Source organism: Jiangella ureilytica (genome assembly GCF_004348545.1).
Classification (GTDB): domain Bacteria; phylum Actinomycetota; class Actinomycetes; order Jiangellales; family Jiangellaceae; genus Jiangella; species Jiangella ureilytica.
Window position 1 is genome coordinate 47,543 of the sequence record NZ_SMKL01000027.1, and the last position, 18,372, is coordinate 65,914.

General features: G+C 73.0%; 21 protein-coding genes. 13 read left to right on the plus strand and 8 right to left on the minus strand.

Features of this window, described 5'->3' with window-relative positions; genetic code table 11:
* The first annotated feature begins 44 nt into the window (after positions 1-44).
* The gene (locus E1212_RS13885; RefSeq protein WP_131983386.1) at positions 45-476 is read left to right on the plus strand and encodes an ArsR/SmtB family transcription factor; all 432 of its coding nucleotides are present in this window, start codon (positions 45-47) and stop codon (positions 474-476) included.
* Positions 476-1,405: a cation diffusion facilitator family transporter gene (locus E1212_RS13890; protein WP_131983388.1), complete on the plus strand. Its 930-nt coding sequence runs from the start codon at positions 476-478 to the stop codon at positions 1,403-1,405. Before E1212_RS13885 ends, E1212_RS13890 begins: the two co-directional genes overlap by 1 nt.
* 251 nt (positions 1,406-1,656) lie before the next feature.
* Here the strand turns inward: E1212_RS13890 and fahA are convergent, their stop codons facing one another.
* Positions 1,657-2,862 (minus strand): fumarylacetoacetase, encoded by a 1,206-nt coding sequence (gene fahA, locus E1212_RS13895; RefSeq protein WP_131983390.1) that lies wholly within the window; start codon positions 2,860-2,862, stop codon positions 1,657-1,659.
* Positions 2,859-3,704 carry a hypothetical protein gene (locus E1212_RS13900; protein ID WP_131983392.1) on the minus strand — a complete coding sequence of 282 codons (846 nt, stop codon included), beginning with the start codon at positions 3,702-3,704 and terminating at the stop codon, positions 2,859-2,861. Before E1212_RS13900 ends, fahA begins: the two co-directional genes overlap by 4 nt.
* 102 nt (positions 3,705-3,806) lie before the next feature.
* Here E1212_RS13900 and E1212_RS13905 point away from each other — a divergent pair, with 102 nt between their 5' ends.
* Entirely contained in the window at positions 3,807-5,009 is a 1,203-nt protein-coding gene (locus E1212_RS13905) for a homogentisate 1,2-dioxygenase (RefSeq protein ID WP_131983394.1), read from the plus strand.
* 87 nt (positions 5,010-5,096) lie between these two features.
* Positions 5,097-6,086, plus strand: coding sequence for a hypothetical protein (locus E1212_RS13910; RefSeq protein ID WP_131983396.1), 990 nt, complete (start codon positions 5,097-5,099; stop codon positions 6,084-6,086).
* 86 nt (positions 6,087-6,172) lie between these two features.
* On the opposite strand, the gene E1212_RS13915 is transcribed toward E1212_RS13910, so the two are convergent.
* Together E1212_RS13915 and E1212_RS13920 are read right to left on the minus strand one after the other, a co-directional pair.
* Complete coding sequence (locus E1212_RS13915) at positions 6,173-7,099, minus strand: ABC transporter permease (protein ID WP_162605464.1); 927 nt, start codon at positions 7,097-7,099, stop codon at positions 6,173-6,175.
* On the minus strand, positions 7,096-8,019 hold the full coding sequence (locus E1212_RS13920; RefSeq protein WP_131983398.1) for an ATP-binding cassette domain-containing protein: 924 nt from the start codon (positions 8,017-8,019) through the stop codon (positions 7,096-7,098). Before E1212_RS13920 ends, E1212_RS13915 begins: the two co-directional genes overlap by 4 nt.
* A 252-nt stretch (positions 8,020-8,271) precedes the next feature.
* On the opposite strand from E1212_RS13920, the gene E1212_RS13925 reads away from it, so the two are divergent.
* The 4 genes from E1212_RS13925 to E1212_RS13940 are packed head-to-tail and all read left to right on the plus strand — an operon-like array spanning position 8,272 to position 11,733.
* Positions 8,272-9,492 (plus strand): sensor histidine kinase, encoded by a 1,221-nt coding sequence (locus tag E1212_RS13925; RefSeq protein ID WP_131983400.1) that lies wholly within the window; start codon positions 8,272-8,274, stop codon positions 9,490-9,492.
* Positions 9,493-9,512: 20 nt separating this feature from the next.
* Positions 9,513-10,172, plus strand: a complete 660-nt coding sequence (locus E1212_RS13930) for a response regulator transcription factor (RefSeq protein WP_131983448.1) — start codon at positions 9,513-9,515, stop codon at positions 10,170-10,172.
* Positions 10,169-10,975, plus strand: coding sequence for an HAD family hydrolase (locus E1212_RS13935; RefSeq protein WP_131983402.1), 807 nt, complete (start codon positions 10,169-10,171; stop codon positions 10,973-10,975). Before E1212_RS13930 ends, E1212_RS13935 begins: the two co-directional genes overlap by 4 nt.
* Positions 10,976-10,998: 23 nt before the next feature.
* A complete protein-coding gene (locus E1212_RS13940; protein ID WP_131983404.1) occupies positions 10,999-11,733 on the plus strand; it encodes a hypothetical protein in 735 nt (244 codons plus the stop codon).
* A 147-nt stretch (positions 11,734-11,880) separates the two neighbouring features.
* Here E1212_RS13940 and E1212_RS13945 read toward each other — a convergent pair whose 3' ends face one another.
* Positions 11,881-12,450, minus strand: coding sequence for a P-loop nucleotide/nucleoside kinase family protein (locus E1212_RS13945; RefSeq protein ID WP_203416843.1), 570 nt, complete (start codon positions 12,448-12,450; stop codon positions 11,881-11,883).
* An 11-nt stretch (positions 12,451-12,461) separates the two neighbouring features.
* Positions 12,462-13,106: an NAD(P)-dependent oxidoreductase gene (locus E1212_RS13950; RefSeq protein WP_131983406.1), complete on the minus strand. Its 645-nt coding sequence runs from the start codon at positions 13,104-13,106 to the stop codon at positions 12,462-12,464.
* A 139-nt stretch (positions 13,107-13,245) separates the two neighbouring features.
* Here E1212_RS13950 and E1212_RS13955 point away from each other — a divergent pair, with 139 nt between their 5' ends.
* On the plus strand, positions 13,246-13,617 hold the full coding sequence (locus E1212_RS13955; RefSeq protein WP_131983408.1) for a winged helix-turn-helix transcriptional regulator: 372 nt from the start codon (positions 13,246-13,248) through the stop codon (positions 13,615-13,617).
* A 13-nt stretch (positions 13,618-13,630) separates the two neighbouring features.
* On the opposite strand, the gene E1212_RS13960 is transcribed toward E1212_RS13955, so the two are convergent.
* Positions 13,631-14,224, minus strand: a complete 594-nt coding sequence (locus tag E1212_RS13960; protein WP_131983410.1) for an isochorismatase family protein — start codon at positions 14,222-14,224, stop codon at positions 13,631-13,633.
* Entirely contained in the window at positions 14,221-15,519 is a 1,299-nt protein-coding gene (locus tag E1212_RS13965) for a nicotinate phosphoribosyltransferase (protein ID WP_238992341.1), read from the minus strand. The genes E1212_RS13960 and E1212_RS13965 overlap by 4 nt, the downstream gene beginning before the upstream one ends.
* Positions 15,520-15,708: 189 nt before the next feature.
* Here E1212_RS13965 and clpS point away from each other — a divergent pair, with 189 nt between their 5' ends.
* From clpS to E1212_RS13985, 4 genes are all read left to right on the plus strand, one after another.
* Positions 15,709-16,005 (plus strand): ATP-dependent Clp protease adapter ClpS, encoded by a 297-nt coding sequence (clpS, locus tag E1212_RS13970; protein ID WP_131983452.1) that lies wholly within the window; start codon positions 15,709-15,711, stop codon positions 16,003-16,005.
* The gene (locus E1212_RS13975) at positions 15,969-16,595 is read left to right on the plus strand and encodes a DUF2017 domain-containing protein (protein ID WP_131983414.1); all 627 of its coding nucleotides are present in this window, start codon (positions 15,969-15,971) and stop codon (positions 16,593-16,595) included. Before clpS ends, E1212_RS13975 begins: the two co-directional genes overlap by 37 nt.
* Before the next feature lie 994 nt (positions 16,596-17,589).
* The gene (locus E1212_RS13980; RefSeq protein ID WP_131983454.1) at positions 17,590-18,012 is read left to right on the plus strand and encodes a M67 family metallopeptidase; all 423 of its coding nucleotides are present in this window, start codon (positions 17,590-17,592) and stop codon (positions 18,010-18,012) included.
* A 63-nt stretch (positions 18,013-18,075) separates the two neighbouring features.
* Positions 18,076-18,351, plus strand: coding sequence for a MoaD family protein (locus E1212_RS13985; RefSeq protein ID WP_131983416.1), 276 nt, complete (start codon positions 18,076-18,078; stop codon positions 18,349-18,351).
* Positions 18,352-18,372: the final 21 nt, after the last annotated feature.

Sequence of the window (18,372 nt, forward strand, 5' to 3'; positions counted from 1 at the left end):
GGCACACCTGACGGTTCATCGGTGAGGGGCGCTATCATCGTCGTATGACGATGAATCGGGCGTCCGTCGACGCGGCGGCCGTGCAGCTGTTCCACAGCCTGGCCGATCCGGCCAGACTGGAGATCGTGCGGCTGCTCGGCGCCGGCGAACGACGGGTGGTCGACCTCACCGCCGAGCTCGGACTGGCCCAGTCGACGGTGTCCGGCCACCTGTCCTGCCTGCGCCACGCCGGGCTGGTCGAGCCGCACCCGCACGGCCGGTCCACGTACTACGCGCTGATCCGGCCCGAGCTGTGGGCGATGCTGACCGCCGCCGAGGACGTCCTGGCGGCGGCCGGCTCGCCCGCGAGGCTGCGGCCCGACGGCGTCGCCGCTGACGGAACCCACGCGGAACCGCACGCTGACGCCGTCGTACCCGGGCACCGGGCGCGGCCCGACACCGCCGCCCCCGCGACCAGACCCGGGAAGGCGCACTGATGGGTGCCGGGCACGGGCACGGGCTGCCGCCGCGCGGGACCACCGCGTCGTACGCGTACCGGCGGCGCATGCAGGCCGTGCTGGTCATCATCGGCGTCGTGCTGGTGGCCGAGGTCGTCGGCGCGTTCCTGTCCGGGTCGCTGGCTCTGTTCGCCGACGCCGGTCACATGCTGGCCGACGGGCTGGGGGTGGCGCTGGCGCTGCTGGCCACGGCCATCGCGACCCGGCCGACGACGGTGGCGCGGACGTTCGGCTGGCAGCGGGCGGAGATCCTGGCGGCGCTGACCAACGGCATCGTGGTCGCGGCCATCGGCGTGCTGGCGATCGTCGGCGGCGTCCGGCGGCTGGGCGAGCCCGGCGAGATCGAGGCCGGCATCATGCTGGTCATCGCCGTGGTCGGCCTGGTGGCGAACGTGGGCGGACTGCTGCTCCTGCGGTCCGGGCAGTCGTCGAGCCTGAACGTCCGCGGCGCGTACCTCGAGGTGCTGGGCGACACGCTGGGGTCGCTGGCCGTCGTGGCGGCGGCGCTGGTCATCATGGCCAGCGGCTGGACGCAGGCCGACGCACTGGCGTCGATCCTCATCGGCGTGCTGATCCTGCCGCGGGCCTGGCTGCTGCTGCGCGAGGTGCTCGACGTCCTGCTCGAGGCCACACCCAAGGGCGTCGACCTCGAGGACGTCCGCCGCCACATCATGGAGATCCCCGGCGTCGTCGACGTGCACGACCTGCACGCCTGGACCATCACCAGCGGCGTCCCGGTGTTGTCGGCCCACGTCGTCATCGCCGACGAGTCGCCGCCGGGGTGTGGCGCCGACTCCGTCCTGGACGGCCTGCACGCCTGCCTCGCCGGCCATTTCGACATCGAGCACAGCACGTTCCAGATCGAGCCGGAAGGTCACGTCGAACACGAGCACGCCGGCCACGCCTGACCCCACCCGTCCCTTGATCATCAAAGAAGCGGGTCGTGATGACGCGCAGGTCTCGGCGTCCTGTGGGTGCGGTGTCCTCGACGCGCGTGCGCGGCGGGGTCTCGGCCGGGGGCCGGGTGAGCGGCAGGCGGTGCGCGTAGTGGACCCGAACACCGTCGATCTTGCCGACGTCGTGGTCGGCTACGACGGTGACGTGGATGACCAGGATCAGCCGAGTAACGGGTCGCCAGGGCAACCCGATGCTTTGGTGATCACGGGGGCGGGGTGATGGTTCCGGTGACCTCGCCCAGACGTTGGCGCGTTCCGTTCGGGCCGGGGGCCGTGGCGCGGATGGTGACGGTGTCGCCGTCCTCCAGGAACGTGCGTCGGGTGCCGTCGGCGAGGGTGACGGGGTCGCTGCCGTTCCACGTCAGTTCCAGGAAGGAGCCGGTGTCGGGACGGGCGCCGCTGACGGTCCCGCTGGCGTAGAGATCGCCGGTGCGGACGGAGGCGCCGTTGACGGTCATATGGGCCAGCATCTGCGCCGGCGTCCAGTACAGCTCGCGCGACGGCGGCCGGGCGACCACCGTCTCGTTCCAGGACACCTCGAACTGCAGGTCCAGGCCCCACGGGTCGCCATCGCGCAGGTACGCCGCCACCGCAGGCGAGCGTGTCGGCGGCGTCACCCGGGCGGGCTCGAGCGCCGCCAGCGGCACGACCCACGGCGACACCGACGTCGCGAACGACTTGCCCAGGAAGGGTCCCAGCGGGACGTACTCGAAGGCCTGGATGTCGCGCGCCGACCAGTCGTTGACCAGCACCATCCCGAACACGTGGTCCTCGAACGAGCCGAGGGGCACCCGCGACCCCAGCTTTGACGGCGTCCCCACGACGAAGCCGGCCTCGGCCTCGATGTCCAGCTTGAGCGACGGCCCGAACTCCACATCGGATCCGGGCGCGCCCACCCGGCGCAGCCCCGACGGGCGCGCGATCGGCGTCCCGGAGACGACGACGGTGCCGGCCCGGCCGTGGTAGCCGATGGGCAGGTGCCGCCAGGCCGCGGGGAGGGCGGGGGAGTCGGGCCGGAAGATCCTCCCGACGTTCTCGGCGTGCAGCTGCGACGCGTAGAAGTCGACGTAGTCGGCGACGGTGAACGGCTGGTGCAGCGTCGCCTCGGCCAGCGGGACGAGGTGCGGCTCGACGAGGTCGCGGTGCGGCGACTCGGTGACCAGCTCGAGCACCCAGCCGCGCACCGCCTCCCACGCCCGCCGCCCGGCCGCGAGGAACGAGTTCAGCGTGCGCTGTGCGAACAGGTGCGAGCCGTCCAGGCCCTCGACGGCGGCCAGCGGCGCGAGGTCGAGGACCCAGCTTCCGACGGCGACCCCGACCCGAGGCTCCTCGCCGGTGGTGGAGAAGACGCCGTAGGGCAGCGTCCAGGCGTCGAAGGGGGCGTCGTCGGCAAGATCCAACCAGGTCACCGCGCGACCCTACCGGGTTCGGCGACCAGTCCGAGGGCGATCAGCTCCGACAGCGGCTCGGCGATGCTGCACGACCCGTACGACGCGAACCAGCGCCGCACCGCGGCGGCGTCCAGCGCCCCCACGGCGGCGGCCAGGCGAGCGCCGTCGTCGATCGACAGCGCCGCCGCCACGTCCGCCACGGACCCGCCGCCCGCCGCCGTCCCCACCGCGAGCAGCACGTTGAGGAACCCGTGCTCGACGGGGCCGCGGACGGCGTGGTGCAGCCCCGCGGTGAACTTCATGGCCACGCCGCGGTCGAGGCAGGCGACGACGAACGCCGCCACCTCCTCGTTCGACGGGACGGCGTCAGCCGCGGCCCCGCCGGTGCGCAGCTTCGCCCGGTAGCCGGCCTCGGCGACGACGTCGAGCGCCACCTCCCACCCGTGCTCGCGCGGGACCTCGACGTACGTGGGCTCGTCGTCGTCGGGGCCGCCCAGCGCGGCGTCGAGCGCGGCCACCGTCCGCCGGGCCGCGTCCCCGAGCGGCGAGCCACGCAGCGGCACCTCGATCCCGCGCAGCCTCACGTGCGGCTCGGCGTCGACGGCGTCGACGGCGTCGAGCACGCCTCCCGTCCCGGTGTCGACGACGACGGCGACCTCGAGCGGCGCGGGCAGCCCCCGCGCCGACGACGCCAGCGAGTCCAGCGACGACGCCGCGCAGAGCAGCGGGCCGACCAGCCCGGCGTACCAGGCCGCCCGGTGCGCGACGTGCGCCGGAACGGCGTCGGCCAGCGGCAGGTCACCCGGCGGGAACACGGCGGCATCGTCGATCAGCCGCTCGAAGATCGGTGGAATCGTCATCGCACGCCCGCCCTCCTTGACACCCATCCCACCATCCTCGACTCTGGTCGATATACGGGCAAGTGTGTCCGATTTTCGAACAATGCCGAGAAGGTGACGGAGATGTTCTACCGCAGCGTCGGCCAGGTACCGCCGAAGCGGCACACCCAGTTCCGCAAGCCCGACGGCGGCCTCTACTACGAGGAGCTGATGGGCGAGGAAGGCTTCTCCTCGGACTCGTCGCTGCTCTACCACGAGGGCGTGCCGTCGGCCATCGTCGACTCCCGCATCTGGGAGCTGCCCGACGCCCGCACCGTCGCCAACCACCCGCTCAAGCCGCTGCACCTCAAGCCGCACGATCTCTTCCCGGGCAAGGACTGGAAGGCGTTCGACGTCGTGACGGGGCGGCGGCTGCTGCTCGGCAACGGCGACGTCCGCATCGCCTACGTCGCGGCCGGCGAGTCGTCGCCGCTCTACCGCAACGCCATCGGCGACGAGTGCGTCTACATCGAGGACGGCGAGGCGACGCTCGAGACGATGTTCGGCCTCCTGCGTGTGCGCAAGGGCGACTACGCGATCATCCCGCGGGCGACGGTGCACCGCTGGGTCCCGACGGGCGACGGCCCGCTGCGTGCGTACGTGGTCGAGGCGAACTCGCACATCACCCCGCCCAAGCGGTACCTGTCGCGGTTCGGCCAGTTCCTCGAGCACGCGCCGTACTGCGAGCGCGACCTCACCGCGCCGGCCGAGCCGTACGTCACCGAGGGCAGCGACGTCGACGTCTACACGAAGCACCGCGGGCACGGGCCGTCCGGGCTGGTCGGCAGCATCGTGACCTACCCGACGCACCCCTTCGACGTGGTCGGCTGGGACGGCTGCCTCTATCCGTACACGTTCAACGTCGACGACTTCGAGCCGATCACCGGGCGCATCCACCAGCCGCCGCCCGTGCACCAGGTCTTCCAGGGCCACAACTTCGTCATCTGCAACTTCGTGCCGCGCAAGGTCGACTACCACCCGCTGGCCGTGCCGGTGCCGTACTACCACTCCAACGTCGACTCCGACGAGGTCATGTTCTACTGCGGCGGCGACTACGAGGCGCGCAAGGGCTCCGGCATCGGCCAGGGCTCGATCACGCTGCACCCCGGCGGCCACTCGCACGGGCCGCAGCCGGCCGCCATCGAGCGGGCGCTGGGCAAGGACTACTTCGACGAGCTGGCGGTCATGGTCGACACCTTCCGGCCGCTCGAGATCGGCGAGGCCGGGCAGCAGAGCGACGACGGCGCCTACGCCTGGAGCTGGAGCGGCCGCGGCCCGACGGGATGACCCCGCGGTGACCTCGTCGTGATGCTCGTTGTCGGCGGGCGTGGTTAGAGTTCGCTCGATCCTGGTCCCATCCTCCGAGGAGCCTCCGTGCGCCGCATCACCGGCTGCCTGCCACTGGCCGCTGTCCTGCTCGTCCTCGCCGGCTGCGGCGACGACTCCGACGGCGGGTCCGCTGCCGAGACCTCCGAACCGACGGCCGAGGCGTCCGAGCAGCCCGGGCCCACGCAGGAGCCGACCGAGGAGCCGGCGGCCGACGACGACGCCTCCTGCGCCGCCGACGGCCCGCCCCAGGTCACCGTCACCGACCCGGGGGCGGAGCCGCGCTCCGTCATGGAGCTCTCGCCCACCGCCGGCGACACCGTCGAGCTCGACATGCGCATCCTCTCCGAGTCGACGCAGACCCTCGACGGCGAGGCCCAGCCGCCGCAGCAGATCCCGCCCATGATCTTCGGTCTCGCGGTCACCGTCGACGAGGTCACCGACGAGCAGATCTCCATGTCGGTCGTCTACGACCGCGCCGAGTTCGAGTCCGACGATCCCCAGCTGCAGGCGACCATGGAGTCCATGGTCGGACTCACCAGCACGGTCACCACCAACCGCAGCGGGGTGTTCATCGACGGCACCATCGACACCACGGGCGTCGACCCCGCGCTGGGGGCGGCCATCGGCCAGATGGGCGCCCAGCTCGAGCAGCTGGCCATGCCGCTGCCCACGGACCCGGTCGGCGTCGGCGCCGTCTGGGACGTCACCACGGCCATCGACTCCAACGGGGTCGTCTTCTGCAGCACCACCACCTACCGGCTCACCGAGTTCGACGGCGACGCGTACGCGTTCGAGACCGAGGTGACGCAGCAGGCCCAGCCCACCACCCTCGAGCAGGGCACCGCGACCATCGAGGTGCTCGAGGGCACCGGCACCGGCTCGGGGACCAGCAGCGGCAGCCTGAGCTTCCCGATGGCGGTCAGCGGCTCCAGCACCGGCTCAAACAGCATCCTGCTCCTGGTCGAGGACGGCTCCGACCAGGGCGAGATCGGCACCGACGTATCGCTGGAGATGCAGATCAGCGCGCGGGAGTGACCACGGCGGAGCGGACGGCCCAGGGCCGCCCGCTCCCGTGATCGCCTGATCGCCGGCCGGGGTCCGATCACCGGCCGGCGACGGCGTCACACCACGTCACGGTGGCGCATGAGCAGCGCCGCCACCGCGGCGAAGACCACCAGGTAGGCGGCCACCAGCAGCGCCGCCGGCCCGCCGTCGAGCACGGTCAGCACGCCCGGCGCGCCGTCCGGGTCGCCCGCGCCGCCGGCGCCCAGTGCGCCGGCCAGCGAACCCGCTGCCGTCCCCGGCAGCACGTCGGTCACGTACTCGATGCCGCTGAGCAGGTTGCCGACGCCCCGAAGCAGGTTCTCGACCACCAGCGACCACACCAGCCCGAGGCCGACCGCCAGCGCCGGGCTGCGGGTCAGCACGCCGACCAGCACGCCGGCCGCCGCCCACATCCCGAAGATCAGCAGCGCGCCGGCGGCCGACTCGGCCAGCGGGCCGAGGGCCGGCCACACGATGCTCTGCCCCTCGACGACGGCGATCAGCGTCGACGTCGCGACGTCGAGGACCAGCGTCGCCGCGACCACCCCGACGACCGCCACGCCGACGGCGGCCAGCGTGCCGCCGAACGCCGGCAGCCGGCGCGGACGCTGCGTGAGCACGGTCTTCCAGGTGCCCCAGCCGAAGCCGCTGCCTGCGGCCAGCGCGCCGAGGATGAACATGATGGCGCCGCCGAACATCGGCATGCCGCCGGTGAGGACCGACGGGATCGCCGCGGGCAGCAGGTCCGGCAGCAGCGCGTCCGGCGGGACGCCCTCGTTGGAGAAGCCGGACGAGCCGGTCGCGTAGGCGATGTAGTTGAAGAGGTAGGCGAAGGTGAGGTTGAGCAGCAGCCACACCGTCGCCAGGACCCAGACGGCGGGCCACTTGCGCAGCCGCAGCAGTTCGGCCCGGGTGCTGGCGACCAGGCCGCCCAGCGGGCCCGTCGCGGATCGCACCGAGCCGCTCCGGGCGGCGGGCGCGCTGGTCATCGTCGCGGTGCTCATCGGTTCTCCTCCGGGTCAGAGTGGTCCGAGTGGTCCGCCGTCATCTCGAAGAACACGTCCTCCAGGGACCGCTCCGAGGGCCGGATCTCGTGGATGTCGGCGCCGGCCTCGACCAGCGCGCGGGCGAGCTCGGGGGCGCGCTCCTCGGGCAGCTCCAGCCGAACCCCGTCGTCGATGAGCTGGACGGCGTCGTCGCCGGCCACCCGCATCGACACCGAGAGCGCGAGGTCGACCGGGTGCGCGCGGACCAGCAGGGTGCTGGCGCCGCGCAGCTCGGCGACGGTGCTCTCGGCGAGCAGCCGGCCGTGCGCGATGACGCCGACGCGGTCGCAGATCTCCTGGACCTCGGCCAGCAGGTGGCTCGACAGCAGCACCGTCTGGCCCTGCTTCGCGAGGTCGACGACGAGCTTGCGCATGTCGGCCATGCCGGCCGGGTCCAGGCCGTTCGTCGGCTCGTCGAGGACCAGCAGGTCCGGCTCGCCGAGCAGCGCCGACGCCACGCCGAGCCGCTGCTTCATGCCCAGCGAGTACGACTTGAACGCGTCGCCGCCGCGGTCGGCGAGGTCGACCCGCGCGAGCGCCTCGTCGGCGGCGCGGTCCGAGACGCCCTGGTAGCGGGCCATGACGCGCAAGTTGTCGCGGCCGGAGAGGTACGGGTAGAAGCCCGGGCCCTCGACCAGCGCGCCGATGCGCGACGTCGCGCCGGTCTCGCCGGGCGCGTGCCCGAGGATCGTCGCGGTCCCGCTGGTGGGACGGACCAGGCCGAGCAGCATGCGCAGCGTGGTCGTCTTGCCGGCTCCGTTGGGTCCGAGGAAGCCGTACACCTCGCCGCTGCGGACGGTGAGGCTCACGTCGCTCACGGCGAGCCGGTCGCCGTAGCGCTTGGTCAGCCGGTCGGTGACCACGATGGTGTTCGTCATGGCTCCACGCTCCCGCGCAGGCACCGTCACCCGCGTCGGCCGTGGAGCGGCATCACACGTACGCAGATCCGCGTAGTGCGGTTACGCCCCGTTGCCGACGCCGCGAGCCGGGCGGCGGTCCTAGGGTCCTGTGGAGGGCCTTGCACACCGCCGAGGAGCGGGGGGCCGGAGGCTCCCCAAGTCGTCGGTCGAGCGGACGACTGGAGAGACCACGTGTGTCGTGCACGGCCGGACACGAAGAGGATGAGGTGCGTGAAGACGTTCGCCCGGTTGAGGATGTCGCTGCCCGACGTGGGCATCGCGCTGTTCCTGCTGTTCATCTGCATCGCCGGCACCCACGGGGCCAGCGCCGCCGACGACGCCGGCCGCGACGCCGACGCGCTCGCGTACGGACTGGTGGTGCTCGCGACGCTGCCGTTCGTGCTGCGCCGCCGCTATCCGCGCACCGTCCTCGTGGTCAGCGGCGCGGCCGTGCTGTCCTACCTCACCGCCGGCTACGCCTACGGGCCGATCATGTTCACCATCCTGGTGGTCAGCTTCACGTTCGGCTACGAGCTGCCGCTGCGGACGGCGGTGCGCTGGATCGGCGGGTACTGGGTGCTCATCGCCGTGGTGTCGGTGTCGCGCCTGATCGACGAGTCCGGGGACTTCTGGCGGCAGGCCAGCGCCGGCACCATCGGCTCGCTGGCCGCGTTCGCCGCGCCGCTGGCCATCGGCGCGGCGCTGAAGACGCGGCGCGAGTCGCAGGCCGACGTCCGTGCGGCGCTGGCCCGGCGCGCGGTGTCGGAGGAGCGGCTGCGCATGGCGCAGGAGCTGCACGACTCCGTCGGCCACGGGCTCGCCGTCATCGCCATGCAGGCCGGCGTCGCGCTGCACGTGCTCGACCGCAACCCCGAGAAGGTGCGGGCGGCGCTCGAGGCGATCCGCGACACCAGCAGGTCCTCGCTCGACGGCCTGCGCGCCGAGCTGCAGGTGCTGCGCAGCCCGGTCACCGACGCCGCGCCGCGCCGGCCGGTCGCCGGCCTGTCCGAGGTCGGCGTGCTGCTCGACCGCATCCGGGCCGGCGGGGTCGAAGTGACGGCGGACCTCTCAGGGGCCGACGCCGACCTCCCGCCGGACGTCGACGTCGCCGCCTACCGGATCGTGCAGGAGTCGCTCACGAACGTGCTGCGCCACGCCGCCGCCACCCGGGCCGAGGTGAGCATCCGGCGCTCGGCCGGCGAGCTGCTGCTGGACGTGAGCGACAACGGCGTCGGCGGCGGCGTCGGGGCCGCGCCCGGTACGGAACCGCGGCTGACGCCGTCGTCGCCCGATGGGTCGGGGACGGGGATCGCGGGCATGCGCGCCCGGGCCGAGGCGCTCGGCGGGCGGCTGCAGGCCGGTCCGCGCGCGGGCGGCGGGTTCGCCGTCCACGCCCGGCTGCCCCTCGCCCACGCGGACCGTCAGCCGGACATGTCAGGATCGACGTCATGAGCGACGGTGCGGGCGATGGCGTGATCCGGGTTGCGGTGGTCGACGACCAGGCGCTGGTGCGCATGGGACTGACCACGCTCCTGGAGACCGAGGACGACACCGAGCTGGCCGGCGAGGCCGCCGACGGGAAGGCCGGCGTCGACCTCGTCCGCCGCACGAAGCCCGACGTCGTGCTCATGGACATCCGCATGCCGGTGCTCGACGGGCTGGCGGCGCTGCGCGAGATCACCTCCGATCCCTCGCTCGCGGAGGTGAAGGTCATCGTGCTGACGACGTTCGAGCTCGACGAGTACGTGTTCGAGGCGCTGCGCGGCGGGGCCAGCGGGTTCGTGCTCAAGGACTCGCCGCCCGAGGAGCTGCTGCACGCCATCCGGGTGGTCGCCGACGGCGCCAGCCTGCTGTCGCCGTCGGTCACCCGCCGCGTCATCGAGCAGTTCAGCGCCCGCGACGTGCCGGCCAGCGCGCCGCACCCGGAGCTGGCCCGGCTGACCGAGCGCGAGCGCGAGATCGTCGCCTGGGTCGCCACCGGCCGGTCCAACGACGAGATCGCCGCCGAGCTCGTCGTCAGCCCGGCCACCGTCCGCACCCACGTGTCGCGGGCCATGGTGAAGCTGCACGCCCGCGACCGTGCCCAACTGGTGGTCTTCGCCGTCCAGTCCGGGCTGACGCTGCCGGGATGAGCGGCTCGCGCTCCGGGCCGCCGAAGGTCGTGGCCACAGACCTCGACGGCACCCTGCTGCACAGCGACGGGACGGTGTCCCCGCGCACCCGGGCGGTGCTGGCGCGGGCCGAGGAGTCCGGCGCGACGGTCGTCTTCGTGTCCGGCCGGCCGCCGCGCTGGATCGACGTCCTGGCCTCGGAGGTCGGGTCGCACGGGCTGGCCATCTGCGCGAACGGCGCCCTGGTCTACGACGTGCGGCGCCGCGAGGTGGTCGAGGAGCACGGCCTGCCCGGCGACGTCGCGCTCGAGGTCGCGCGGGCGATCCGCGCCAGTGTGCCGGGCGCGACCTTCGCCATCGAGCGGCGGCTGACGTTCGGGCAGGAGCCCTCGTTCCGCGGTACCTGGCCGGCGCCCGACGGCACGGTGATCGCCTCGCTGGAGGAGCTGCTCGCCGAGCCGGTGTCGAAACTGGTGGTCACGCATCCCGAACTGGACGCGCGCGAGTTCGTCTCGCGCGCGGCGGCGGTGGTCGGCTCGCTGGCGGCCGCGACGTACTCGGGGCACGCGCCCGTCCTCGAGGTCAGCCGGGCCGGCGTCTCGAAGGCGTCCGCCCTGGCCGCGCTGTGCGGCTCGTTGGGGGTGGACGCCCACGACGTGGTCGCCTTCGGCGACATGCCCAACGACGTGCCCATGCTCACCTGGGCCGGCACCTCGTACGCCGTCCGCAACGCCCACCCCGACGCCGTCGCCGCCGCCACCCACCGCTGCGCCTCGAACGACGAGGACGGGGTCGCCCAGGTGCTGGAGCGGCTCTTCCCCTGATCAGCCACGGACCGGAGGCCACGATGACGAGGACCCGCCGAGCCACACGCGGGCCGTGCTGGCCGGCCGCCGTGCTCCTGACGGTGGCGGCCTGCGGGTCCGAGGGCGCCGAACCCGACGTGGCGGCTCCGTCCGACCCGGCGGCGGTGGTCTACGACTGCTTCGGCGTCACCACCACCGCTGCGGCGTGGGACGAGGCGCCACCGGTCGACGGCCTGGACCACCCGGGCGTCGACGCGTTCGCGGCCGCCACCGACCGGCTCGACGAGTGGCGCGCGCTCGACATCGGCGACGAGCAGCTCGGCGCGGTCCGTCCGCTCGACCCGCCCGACCTCCTGGACGGCGAGGTCCGCGATCACGAACGCCTGGTCGTGGCGCCGGTGGACGGGGTCTGGCAGGTCGTCTCGGCCGGCCCGTGCGCGCTGCGGGCCGAGCTCGCCGGGCTCGGGCCCGCGACGGTGCTGCTCGACCCGGCGGCCCTGCCGGCGGCCGACGACACCACGCTGTCACTGCTCGTGGTGGAGCAGGCCTGCGCATCCGGTCAGCCGGCGACCGGCCGGGTCAGGGTGTTCGTCGACGAGGCGGCCGACGAGGTGCGGCTCGTCGCCGGGGTGCGCGAGGTCGAGGGCGGTGCGCACTGCCAGGGCAACCCGCCCACGCCGGTCACCGTCGAGCTCGGCGACCCGCTGGGCGAGCGGCCGATCGTCGACACGGCCCGGATGCCACCCGTCGAGGTCACCGTCGCCCCTTCGCGATGAGCATCTGGACGCACCACCCGGCGGTGACGCGTCGAGGGGCTCATGCAAGGGGGCGAGAAGGCGCGGACGTCGCGCGGGTCGTCGGGTGGTCCCCGCCCCGATCCTGGTGAAATCCCACCCGAGGGGCGGGGACCGACAACGGCCGCGCTACCGGGCCCGGGCGAGCAGGGCGGCCAGCTGGTCGTCGAGCGGCGGCGCGCCGCGGCGGTTGTCGATCTCGGTGTGCGGCGCGGGCGGCGCGACGTCGGGCAGGGTCGCGGCGGTGAACTCCTCGAAGTTCGCCAGCTTCTGCCCGTCGCGGTCGTGGCCGCGGCCCATGATCCGCTCACGCAACGTGTCGCCGTCGGACCGCACCCACAGCAGGTGCACCGGATCACCACCCAGCCGCCGCACGTACGCCGCCCAGCCGTCCAGCGAACGGGTCTGGCCGGTGAACGGGGCGACCAGGATCACCTGGCAGCCGGCCGACCGGACCTCGGCGGCGGTGTCGGCGAGGCCGGCGTACTCGTGCACCTTGATGTGCTCGTCGTACCAGGGGCCCTCGCGCTCGCCGAACGGCCGCCCGTTGGCCTCCAGCGTCGCCACCACGAATGGCGCGTAGACGGTGTCCTTGTCCAGCAGAGCGGGGACGGGGTCGAGACGGGCGGCCAGCTTGCGCGCCACGGTGGTCTTCCCGGCGCCGGGCGCGCCGGCGATCATCCACACGGCAGGGGTCACGCCAGCCGACCCTATCCGGCGCCCTCCACGCCCAGCGCCAGCCGGTGGTGCCGCGGCCGCTCCAGCTCATCGGCGACGGCGACCGCGAGGTCCGCGTACGAGATGCGGCTGGCGGCGTCACCAGGGACGAACCGGTAGCGGCCGATCCGCGGGCCGCCGTGGTCGAAATCGCCCGCCGGGGCGATCACGAGCCAGTCGAGGCTGGTGAGCGCGGTGCGGAAGACGTCCAGCCCGGCGCCGTGGCCGATCATGAACTCGCGGTGCTCGGACGGGTAGCCGGGCGTGTCGATCAGCGGTGTCCCCGTCACGTCCGGCAGCTGCGAGGCCAGCCCGACGGCGACCAGCCTCCGCACGCCCGCCGTGGTCAGGCCGCTGAGCAGCGCGGTCGCCGCCGCGGGGAAGAACCGAGCGGCGGGCACCCCGAGGTCGGCCGCCGCGTGGACGGCTGCGTCGTGCCCCGCCGACAGGGTCGCGACGGCGTCGGCGTCGGTCACGTCGCCGGCCACCAGCCGCACGCTGCCGCCGTGGTCGCCCAGGTCCGGATGCCGCGCGGGGTCGCGCACCACCGCCGTCACCGTCCACCCGCGCGCCGCCGCCTCGGCCAGCACCGCCCGACCGGCCCGTCCGCCGGCCCCGAACACCGCGATCGTCGTCATGGCGCGGACGCTAGGCGAGCACCCGGTCACCCCGGGGTGACCACCGAGGTCAGTACCGTGCCTGTTGAGGGTCGAGACTGTCGGATGACCGGAGTGAGGGCCCTGCGTGCACGGCCCGAGACGTGAGGAGTGTTACAGCATGCGTACGCCGCTCGATCCCGACATGTTCGACCCCGTCTGCCCGTCGACGCTGATGCCGCTTCGGTTCGCCGACAAGTGGGCCGGCATGGTGATCCGCTGCCTCGAGGACGGCCCGCGCCGGTTCTCCGAGCTGCGCATCCCGCTGCGCGCCGTCAGCGCCAAGTCGCTGACCGCGTCGCTGCGGAACCTGCAGCGCGACGGCATGGTCACCCGTGCCGAGCGGCCCGGCCCGGAGCGGCACGTCGAGTACGCGCTGACGCCGCTGGGGCGCAGCATGCTCCCGGTCGTCGAGGCGCTGTGCGAATGGGGCGCCGAGCACTGGGACGAGCTGCTCGACGCGCGCGAGGCCACCGTCGCCCGAACCGCTTGATCAGCGGACGGCGTCAGCGGACGATCGGCTCGCCCTCGAGCCGCACGCCGGCCCCGCGCATCTCGTCGAGAGCCGCCACGGTGCTCCGCGCCGCGACCCCGGCGGTGAGGTCGAGCAGCACCGTCGTGCTCAACCCCGCACGGGCGGCGTCGAGCGCCGTCGCCCGGACGCAGTGGTCGGTGGCGATGCCGACGACGTCGACGGTGCCGACCTCGTGCCGGCGCAGCCAGTCGGCCAGCCCGACGCCGTCGTGCGACGTGCCCTCGAAGCCGGAGTAGGCGGCCTGGTACTCGCCCTTGTCGAAGACGGCGTCGAACGGCTGCGGGTCGAGGTTCGGGTGGAACGCGACGCCGTCGGTCCCGGCCACGCAGTGTCGCGGCCAGCTGTCGACGAAGTCCGGGGAGTCGGAGAAGTGGTCGCCGGGGTCGATGTGGTGGTCGCGGGTGGCGACGACGTAGTCGTACGGGCGGTCCCACGGGTCGGCCTCGGACCAGCGCTTGAGCACCTCGGCGATGCCGAACGCGACGTCGGCGCCGCCCGCGACGGCGAGGCTGCCGCCTTCGCAGAAGTCGTTCTGGACGTCGACGACGATGAGTGCGCGCTTCATGAGCGATCCTCCCAGCGGGTCGGGATGGCGGGCTCACCGCGCGACAGCTGCAGCGCGGTGCGGGGAAGCTCGGCACGGGACCGGTGATGGCGCCCGCGGGCGGCGGCCAGCGGCTCGCGGCCGACGGTCTCGCCGTCGCGGACCAGGGGAATGAGCAACGGACGGTCGTCGCCGTCGTCGACGGGTTCCCGTCCAACGCCGATGACCTCGGCCTCGGCGATCCCGCGGCGGTTGCGGCGGCGCAGCGCGAACTTGCGGCCGCCGTGGCTGACCTTGTCGGGACTCTTCTTCTCGACGGAGACGAGCGTGCCGTCGTCGTCCTCGCGGGCCACCAGCTTGTAGACCATGCCCGCGGTCGGCGAGCCGGACCCCGTCACCACCCGGGTGCCGACGCCGTACGCGTCGACGGGGGCGGCGGCCAGGCCCGCGATGGCGTATTCGTCGAGGTCGCTGGTGACGACGATGCGGGTGTCGCGGGCGCCGAGGGAGTCGAGCAGGGCTCGGACCTCGCCGGCCAGCGACAGCAGGTCGCCGGAGTCGAGGCGCACCGCGCCCAGCTCCGGCCCGGCGATCTCGACGCCCAGCCGGACCGCCTCGTCGACGTCGTAGGTGTCGACCAGCAACGTGGTGCCCTTGCCCAGGGAGTCGACCTGGGCCGTGAACGCGTCGCGCTCGGTGTCGTGCAGGAGCGTGAACGAGTGCGCGCTGGTTCCCGCGGTGGGAACGCCATGGGTGTGGCCGGCCTCGAGGTTGCTGGTGGTGGCGAAGCCGGCGATGTAGGCGGCCCGCGCGGCGGCGACGGCGGCCTGCTCGTGGGTGCGCCGCGACCCCATCTCGATGCACGGACGGGACCCTGCCGCCGTCGTCATCCGGGACGCCGCCGTCGCGACCGCGGAGTCGAAGTTGAGCACCGACAGCGCCAGCGTCTCGAGCAGGACCGCCTCGGCGAACGTCGACTCGACGACCAGCAGCGGCGAGTTCGGGAAGTACGTCTCGCCCTCGCCGTAGCCCCAGACGTCGCCGGTGAACCGGTAATCGGACAACCAGGCGAGCGTCGCCCCGTCGACGACGGCATTCCGCTCGAGGAAGGCGAGGGTGTCGTCGTCGAACCGGAACCGCTCGATCGCGTCGAGCAGCCGGCCGGTGCCGCCGACCACGCCGTACCGGCGACCACCGGGTAAGCGTCTGGCGAACACCTCGAACACCGAGCGCCGCCCGGCGGTGCCCCGGGCGAGCGCCGCCTGCAGCATCGTCAGCTCGTAATGGTCGGTGAGCAGGGCCGTCGTAGCCGACACAAGCACCAGAGTATGCGGCTGCGCAACGAATGGCCCGGATCACGCCGAGACTGGCGAAGGCGTGGCGCGGGGTGGATGATGAGATGTCGTGGGCCGGTGGGAACAACCCCGGTTCAGGGCACGGTTGTGCATGTCAGCGCAAGGACGGCGCGGGGTGATGGCCGGAAGATGACACCATTGGGGGCCGTGATGACCGCACCCGTCGAGATCGAGCGCCCGGAGGCCGAGGAGGTCCCCAAGGCCGACGTGCCCTGGGTCACCGTGGTGTGGAACGACCCGGTCAACCTCATGTCCTATGTCACCTACGTCTTTCAGGCATACTTCGCGTATCCGAAGACCAAGGCCGAGAAGCTGATGCTCGACGTGCACGAGAAGGGGAAGGCGGTCGTGTCCTCCGGCACGCGTGAAGAGATGGAGCGCGACGTCGAGGCGATGCACTCCTACGGCCTGTGGGCCACGCTGCAGAAGGCGGGGGACCGAGTCTGAGCACCGCGTTCCGTCGCGCGCGCGGAGGCGTCGTCGCCGCGTCGTTCCACGTCGTCGAGGTCGAGCTGCTGCGCTCCCTCGTGGGGCAGCTGCTCGAGCTCGTGCGCGACGACCCGGCCGACCTCAAGGCCGGCGACCGCTGGGCCGCCGAGCTCGGCCTCGCCGACGAGGCGCCGTCGCGACCCACCGACCCGGTGCTGCTGCGGCTGTTCCCCGACGGCTACCGCGAGGACACCGAGGCCGCATCGGACTTCCGCCGCTTCACCGAGCGCGGCCTGCGCGACCGCAAGGCCGCGACGGCAGCGACGGTGCTCGCGTCGCTGGCCACGGCCGACGGCGCCGGAGTGTCGGAGAAGGAACGCGAGAAGATCCGCATCGAGCTCGATCCGGGCGAGTCCGAGGCCTGGCTGCGCACCCTGACCGACCTGCGGCTGGCGCTCGGCACCCGCCTCGGCGTCACCGAGGCCGACGAGGACGACTGGATGTCGCTCGACGAGAACGACCCCCGCCGCCACGTCCACGACGTGTACGACTGGCTCGGCTGGGTCCAGGAGACGTTGGTCCGGACCCTGTCCTCGGCGCTGGAGTAGGCGGGGTTTCCGCCCCCTGCTGCCCATTCTCGTCGCCGCCGATCCGCGCACCAGGCGGACCGGTGGGCGCTGGGCGCCCTTGGGGACCGCGTGCCACGCGGATTCGCGACGTCGAACGGGGCAGTTGTCAGGGCGACGGGGAGTCCGGCGACGGGCGGGGTGTCCTGGGTGTGGCGCGCGTGGTGGGGTGTGACGCGCGTCGTGGCTTTCGGCTGTGTGGCGTGCCTTAGGCCCGGGTGCGTGTCACGCCCAGGACGCGGGCCGGGCTGGGTCTTCACCGGCCGGAACCGTCTTCACTATCGGGGGCCGTCTTCCGGGCCGGGATTCGGGTGCAGAAGACGGCCGGCGCAAGTGAAGAAGACGGGCGGGGCGACCTGGGTGTGGCGCGCGTGGTGGGTGTGACGCGCGTCGTGGCTCTCGGCTGTGTGGCGTGCCTCAGGCCCGGGTGCATGTCACGCCCAGGACGCGGGCCGGGCCGGGTCTTCACCGGCCGGAACCGTCTTCACTATCGGGGGCCGTCTTCCGGGCCGGGATTCGGGTGCAGAAGACGGCCGGCGCAAGTGAAGACGGCGGGCGCTAGTGGAGACGGTCGGCGCTAGTGGAGACGGTGGACGCGAGTGGAGACGGTGGACGCGAGTGGAGACGGTGGACGCGAGTGGAGACGGCTGGGGCAAGTGAAGACGATGGACGCGAGTGGAGACGGCTGGCGGTGGTGAGGACGGTGGGCGCTGGTGGAGACGGTGGGCGCTGGTGGAGACGGTGGGCGCTGGTGGAGACGGCGGGCGCAAGTGAGGACGGCTGGCGCAAGTGGAGACGGCTGGCGCAAGTGGAGACGGCGGGCGCTGGTGAAGACGGTGGGCGCTGGTGGAGACGGCGGGCGCAAGTGAAGACGGCCGGCGCTGGTGAAGAACGGCCGGCGCCGGGCCGCGAGGCGCGCCCGCTCCCTCCCTCCAGCAGGGGGACGGGGAACCCGGGCGAACAGGGGCTCCGTATCCTGGCAGGCGTGCTGAGTATCCGCCGTGACCTCGTCGACGCCATCGTGGAGCACGCCCGCAAGGATCACCCGGACGAGGCGTGCGGCGTCATCGCCGGGCCGGAGGGCAGCGACCGGCCGGAGCGGTTCGTCCCGATGCTCAACGCGGCCCGTTCGCCCACGTTCTACGAGTTCGATTCGATGGACCTGCTGCGGCTCTACCGCGAGATGGACGACAACGACGAGGAGCCGGTCGTCATCTACCACTCGCACACGGCCACCGAGGCGTACCCGTCGCGCACGGACATCGCCTACGCCAACGAGCCGGGCGCGCACTACGTCCTCGTCTCGACCCGTGACGACGACACACACGAGTTCCGGTCGTTCCGGATCGTGGACGGCGTGGTGACCGAGGAGGAAGTGCAGGTCACCGATGGGGAATGATGGGACCCTGCACCGCCGTTGCCCCCAGTGACACACCCGAGCGAAGAGTCCAGGAGCCGTACGATGGCCGTCGAGGTCCGCATCCCCACGATCCTGCGCCAGTACACCGGTGGCGCGAAGACCGTCGAGGGCACCGGCGACACGCTGGCCGCGCTCATCGACGACCTCGAGAGCCGGCACCCGGGACTGCGCGAGCGACTGGTCGAGAACGGCTCGCTGCGCCGGTTCGTCAACGTCTACGTGAACGACGAGGACGTCCGCTTCCTCGGCGCCGAGAAGACGCCCCTGAACGACGGCGACAACGTCACCGTCCTGCCGGCCGTCGCCGGCGGCAGCTGACAGGCAGCTGACAGGCAGCTG

What these genes read in the sequence shown, in the direction of transcription:
- E1212_RS13900 (WP_131983392.1), bottom strand. Translation starts at nt 3,704, where the DNA reads ATGACGATTCCACCGATCTTCGAGCGGCTGATCGACGATGCCGCCGTG.
- E1212_RS13935 (WP_131983402.1), top strand. Translation starts at nt 10,169, where the DNA reads ATGAGCGGCTCGCGCTCCGGGCCGCCGAAGGTCGTGGCCACAGACCTC.
- E1212_RS13885 (WP_131983386.1), top strand. Translation starts at nt 45, where the DNA reads ATGACGATGAATCGGGCGTCCGTCGACGCGGCGGCCGTGCAGCTGTTC.
- E1212_RS13960 (WP_131983410.1), bottom strand. Translation starts at nt 14,224, where the DNA reads ATGAAGCGCGCACTCATCGTCGTCGACGTCCAGAACGACTTCTGCGAA.
- E1212_RS13955 (WP_131983408.1), top strand. Translation starts at nt 13,246, where the DNA reads ATGCGTACGCCGCTCGATCCCGACATGTTCGACCCCGTCTGCCCGTCG.
- E1212_RS13890 (WP_131983388.1), top strand. Translation starts at nt 476, where the DNA reads ATGGGTGCCGGGCACGGGCACGGGCTGCCGCCGCGCGGGACCACCGCG.
- E1212_RS13905 (WP_131983394.1), top strand. Translation starts at nt 3,807, where the DNA reads ATGTTCTACCGCAGCGTCGGCCAGGTACCGCCGAAGCGGCACACCCAG.
- clpS (WP_131983452.1), top strand. Translation starts at nt 15,709, where the DNA reads ATGACCGCACCCGTCGAGATCGAGCGCCCGGAGGCCGAGGAGGTCCCC.
- E1212_RS13985 (WP_131983416.1), top strand. Translation starts at nt 18,076, where the DNA reads ATGGCCGTCGAGGTCCGCATCCCCACGATCCTGCGCCAGTACACCGGT.
- E1212_RS13950 (WP_131983406.1), bottom strand. Translation starts at nt 13,106, where the DNA reads ATGACGACGATCGCGGTGTTCGGGGCCGGCGGACGGGCCGGTCGGGCG.
- E1212_RS13920 (WP_131983398.1), bottom strand. Translation starts at nt 8,019, where the DNA reads ATGACGAACACCATCGTGGTCACCGACCGGCTGACCAAGCGCTACGGC.
- E1212_RS13915 (WP_162605464.1), bottom strand. Translation starts at nt 7,099, where the DNA reads ATGAGCACCGCGACGATGACCAGCGCGCCCGCCGCCCGGAGCGGCTCG.
- E1212_RS13940 (WP_131983404.1), top strand. Translation starts at nt 10,999, where the DNA reads ATGACGAGGACCCGCCGAGCCACACGCGGGCCGTGCTGGCCGGCCGCC.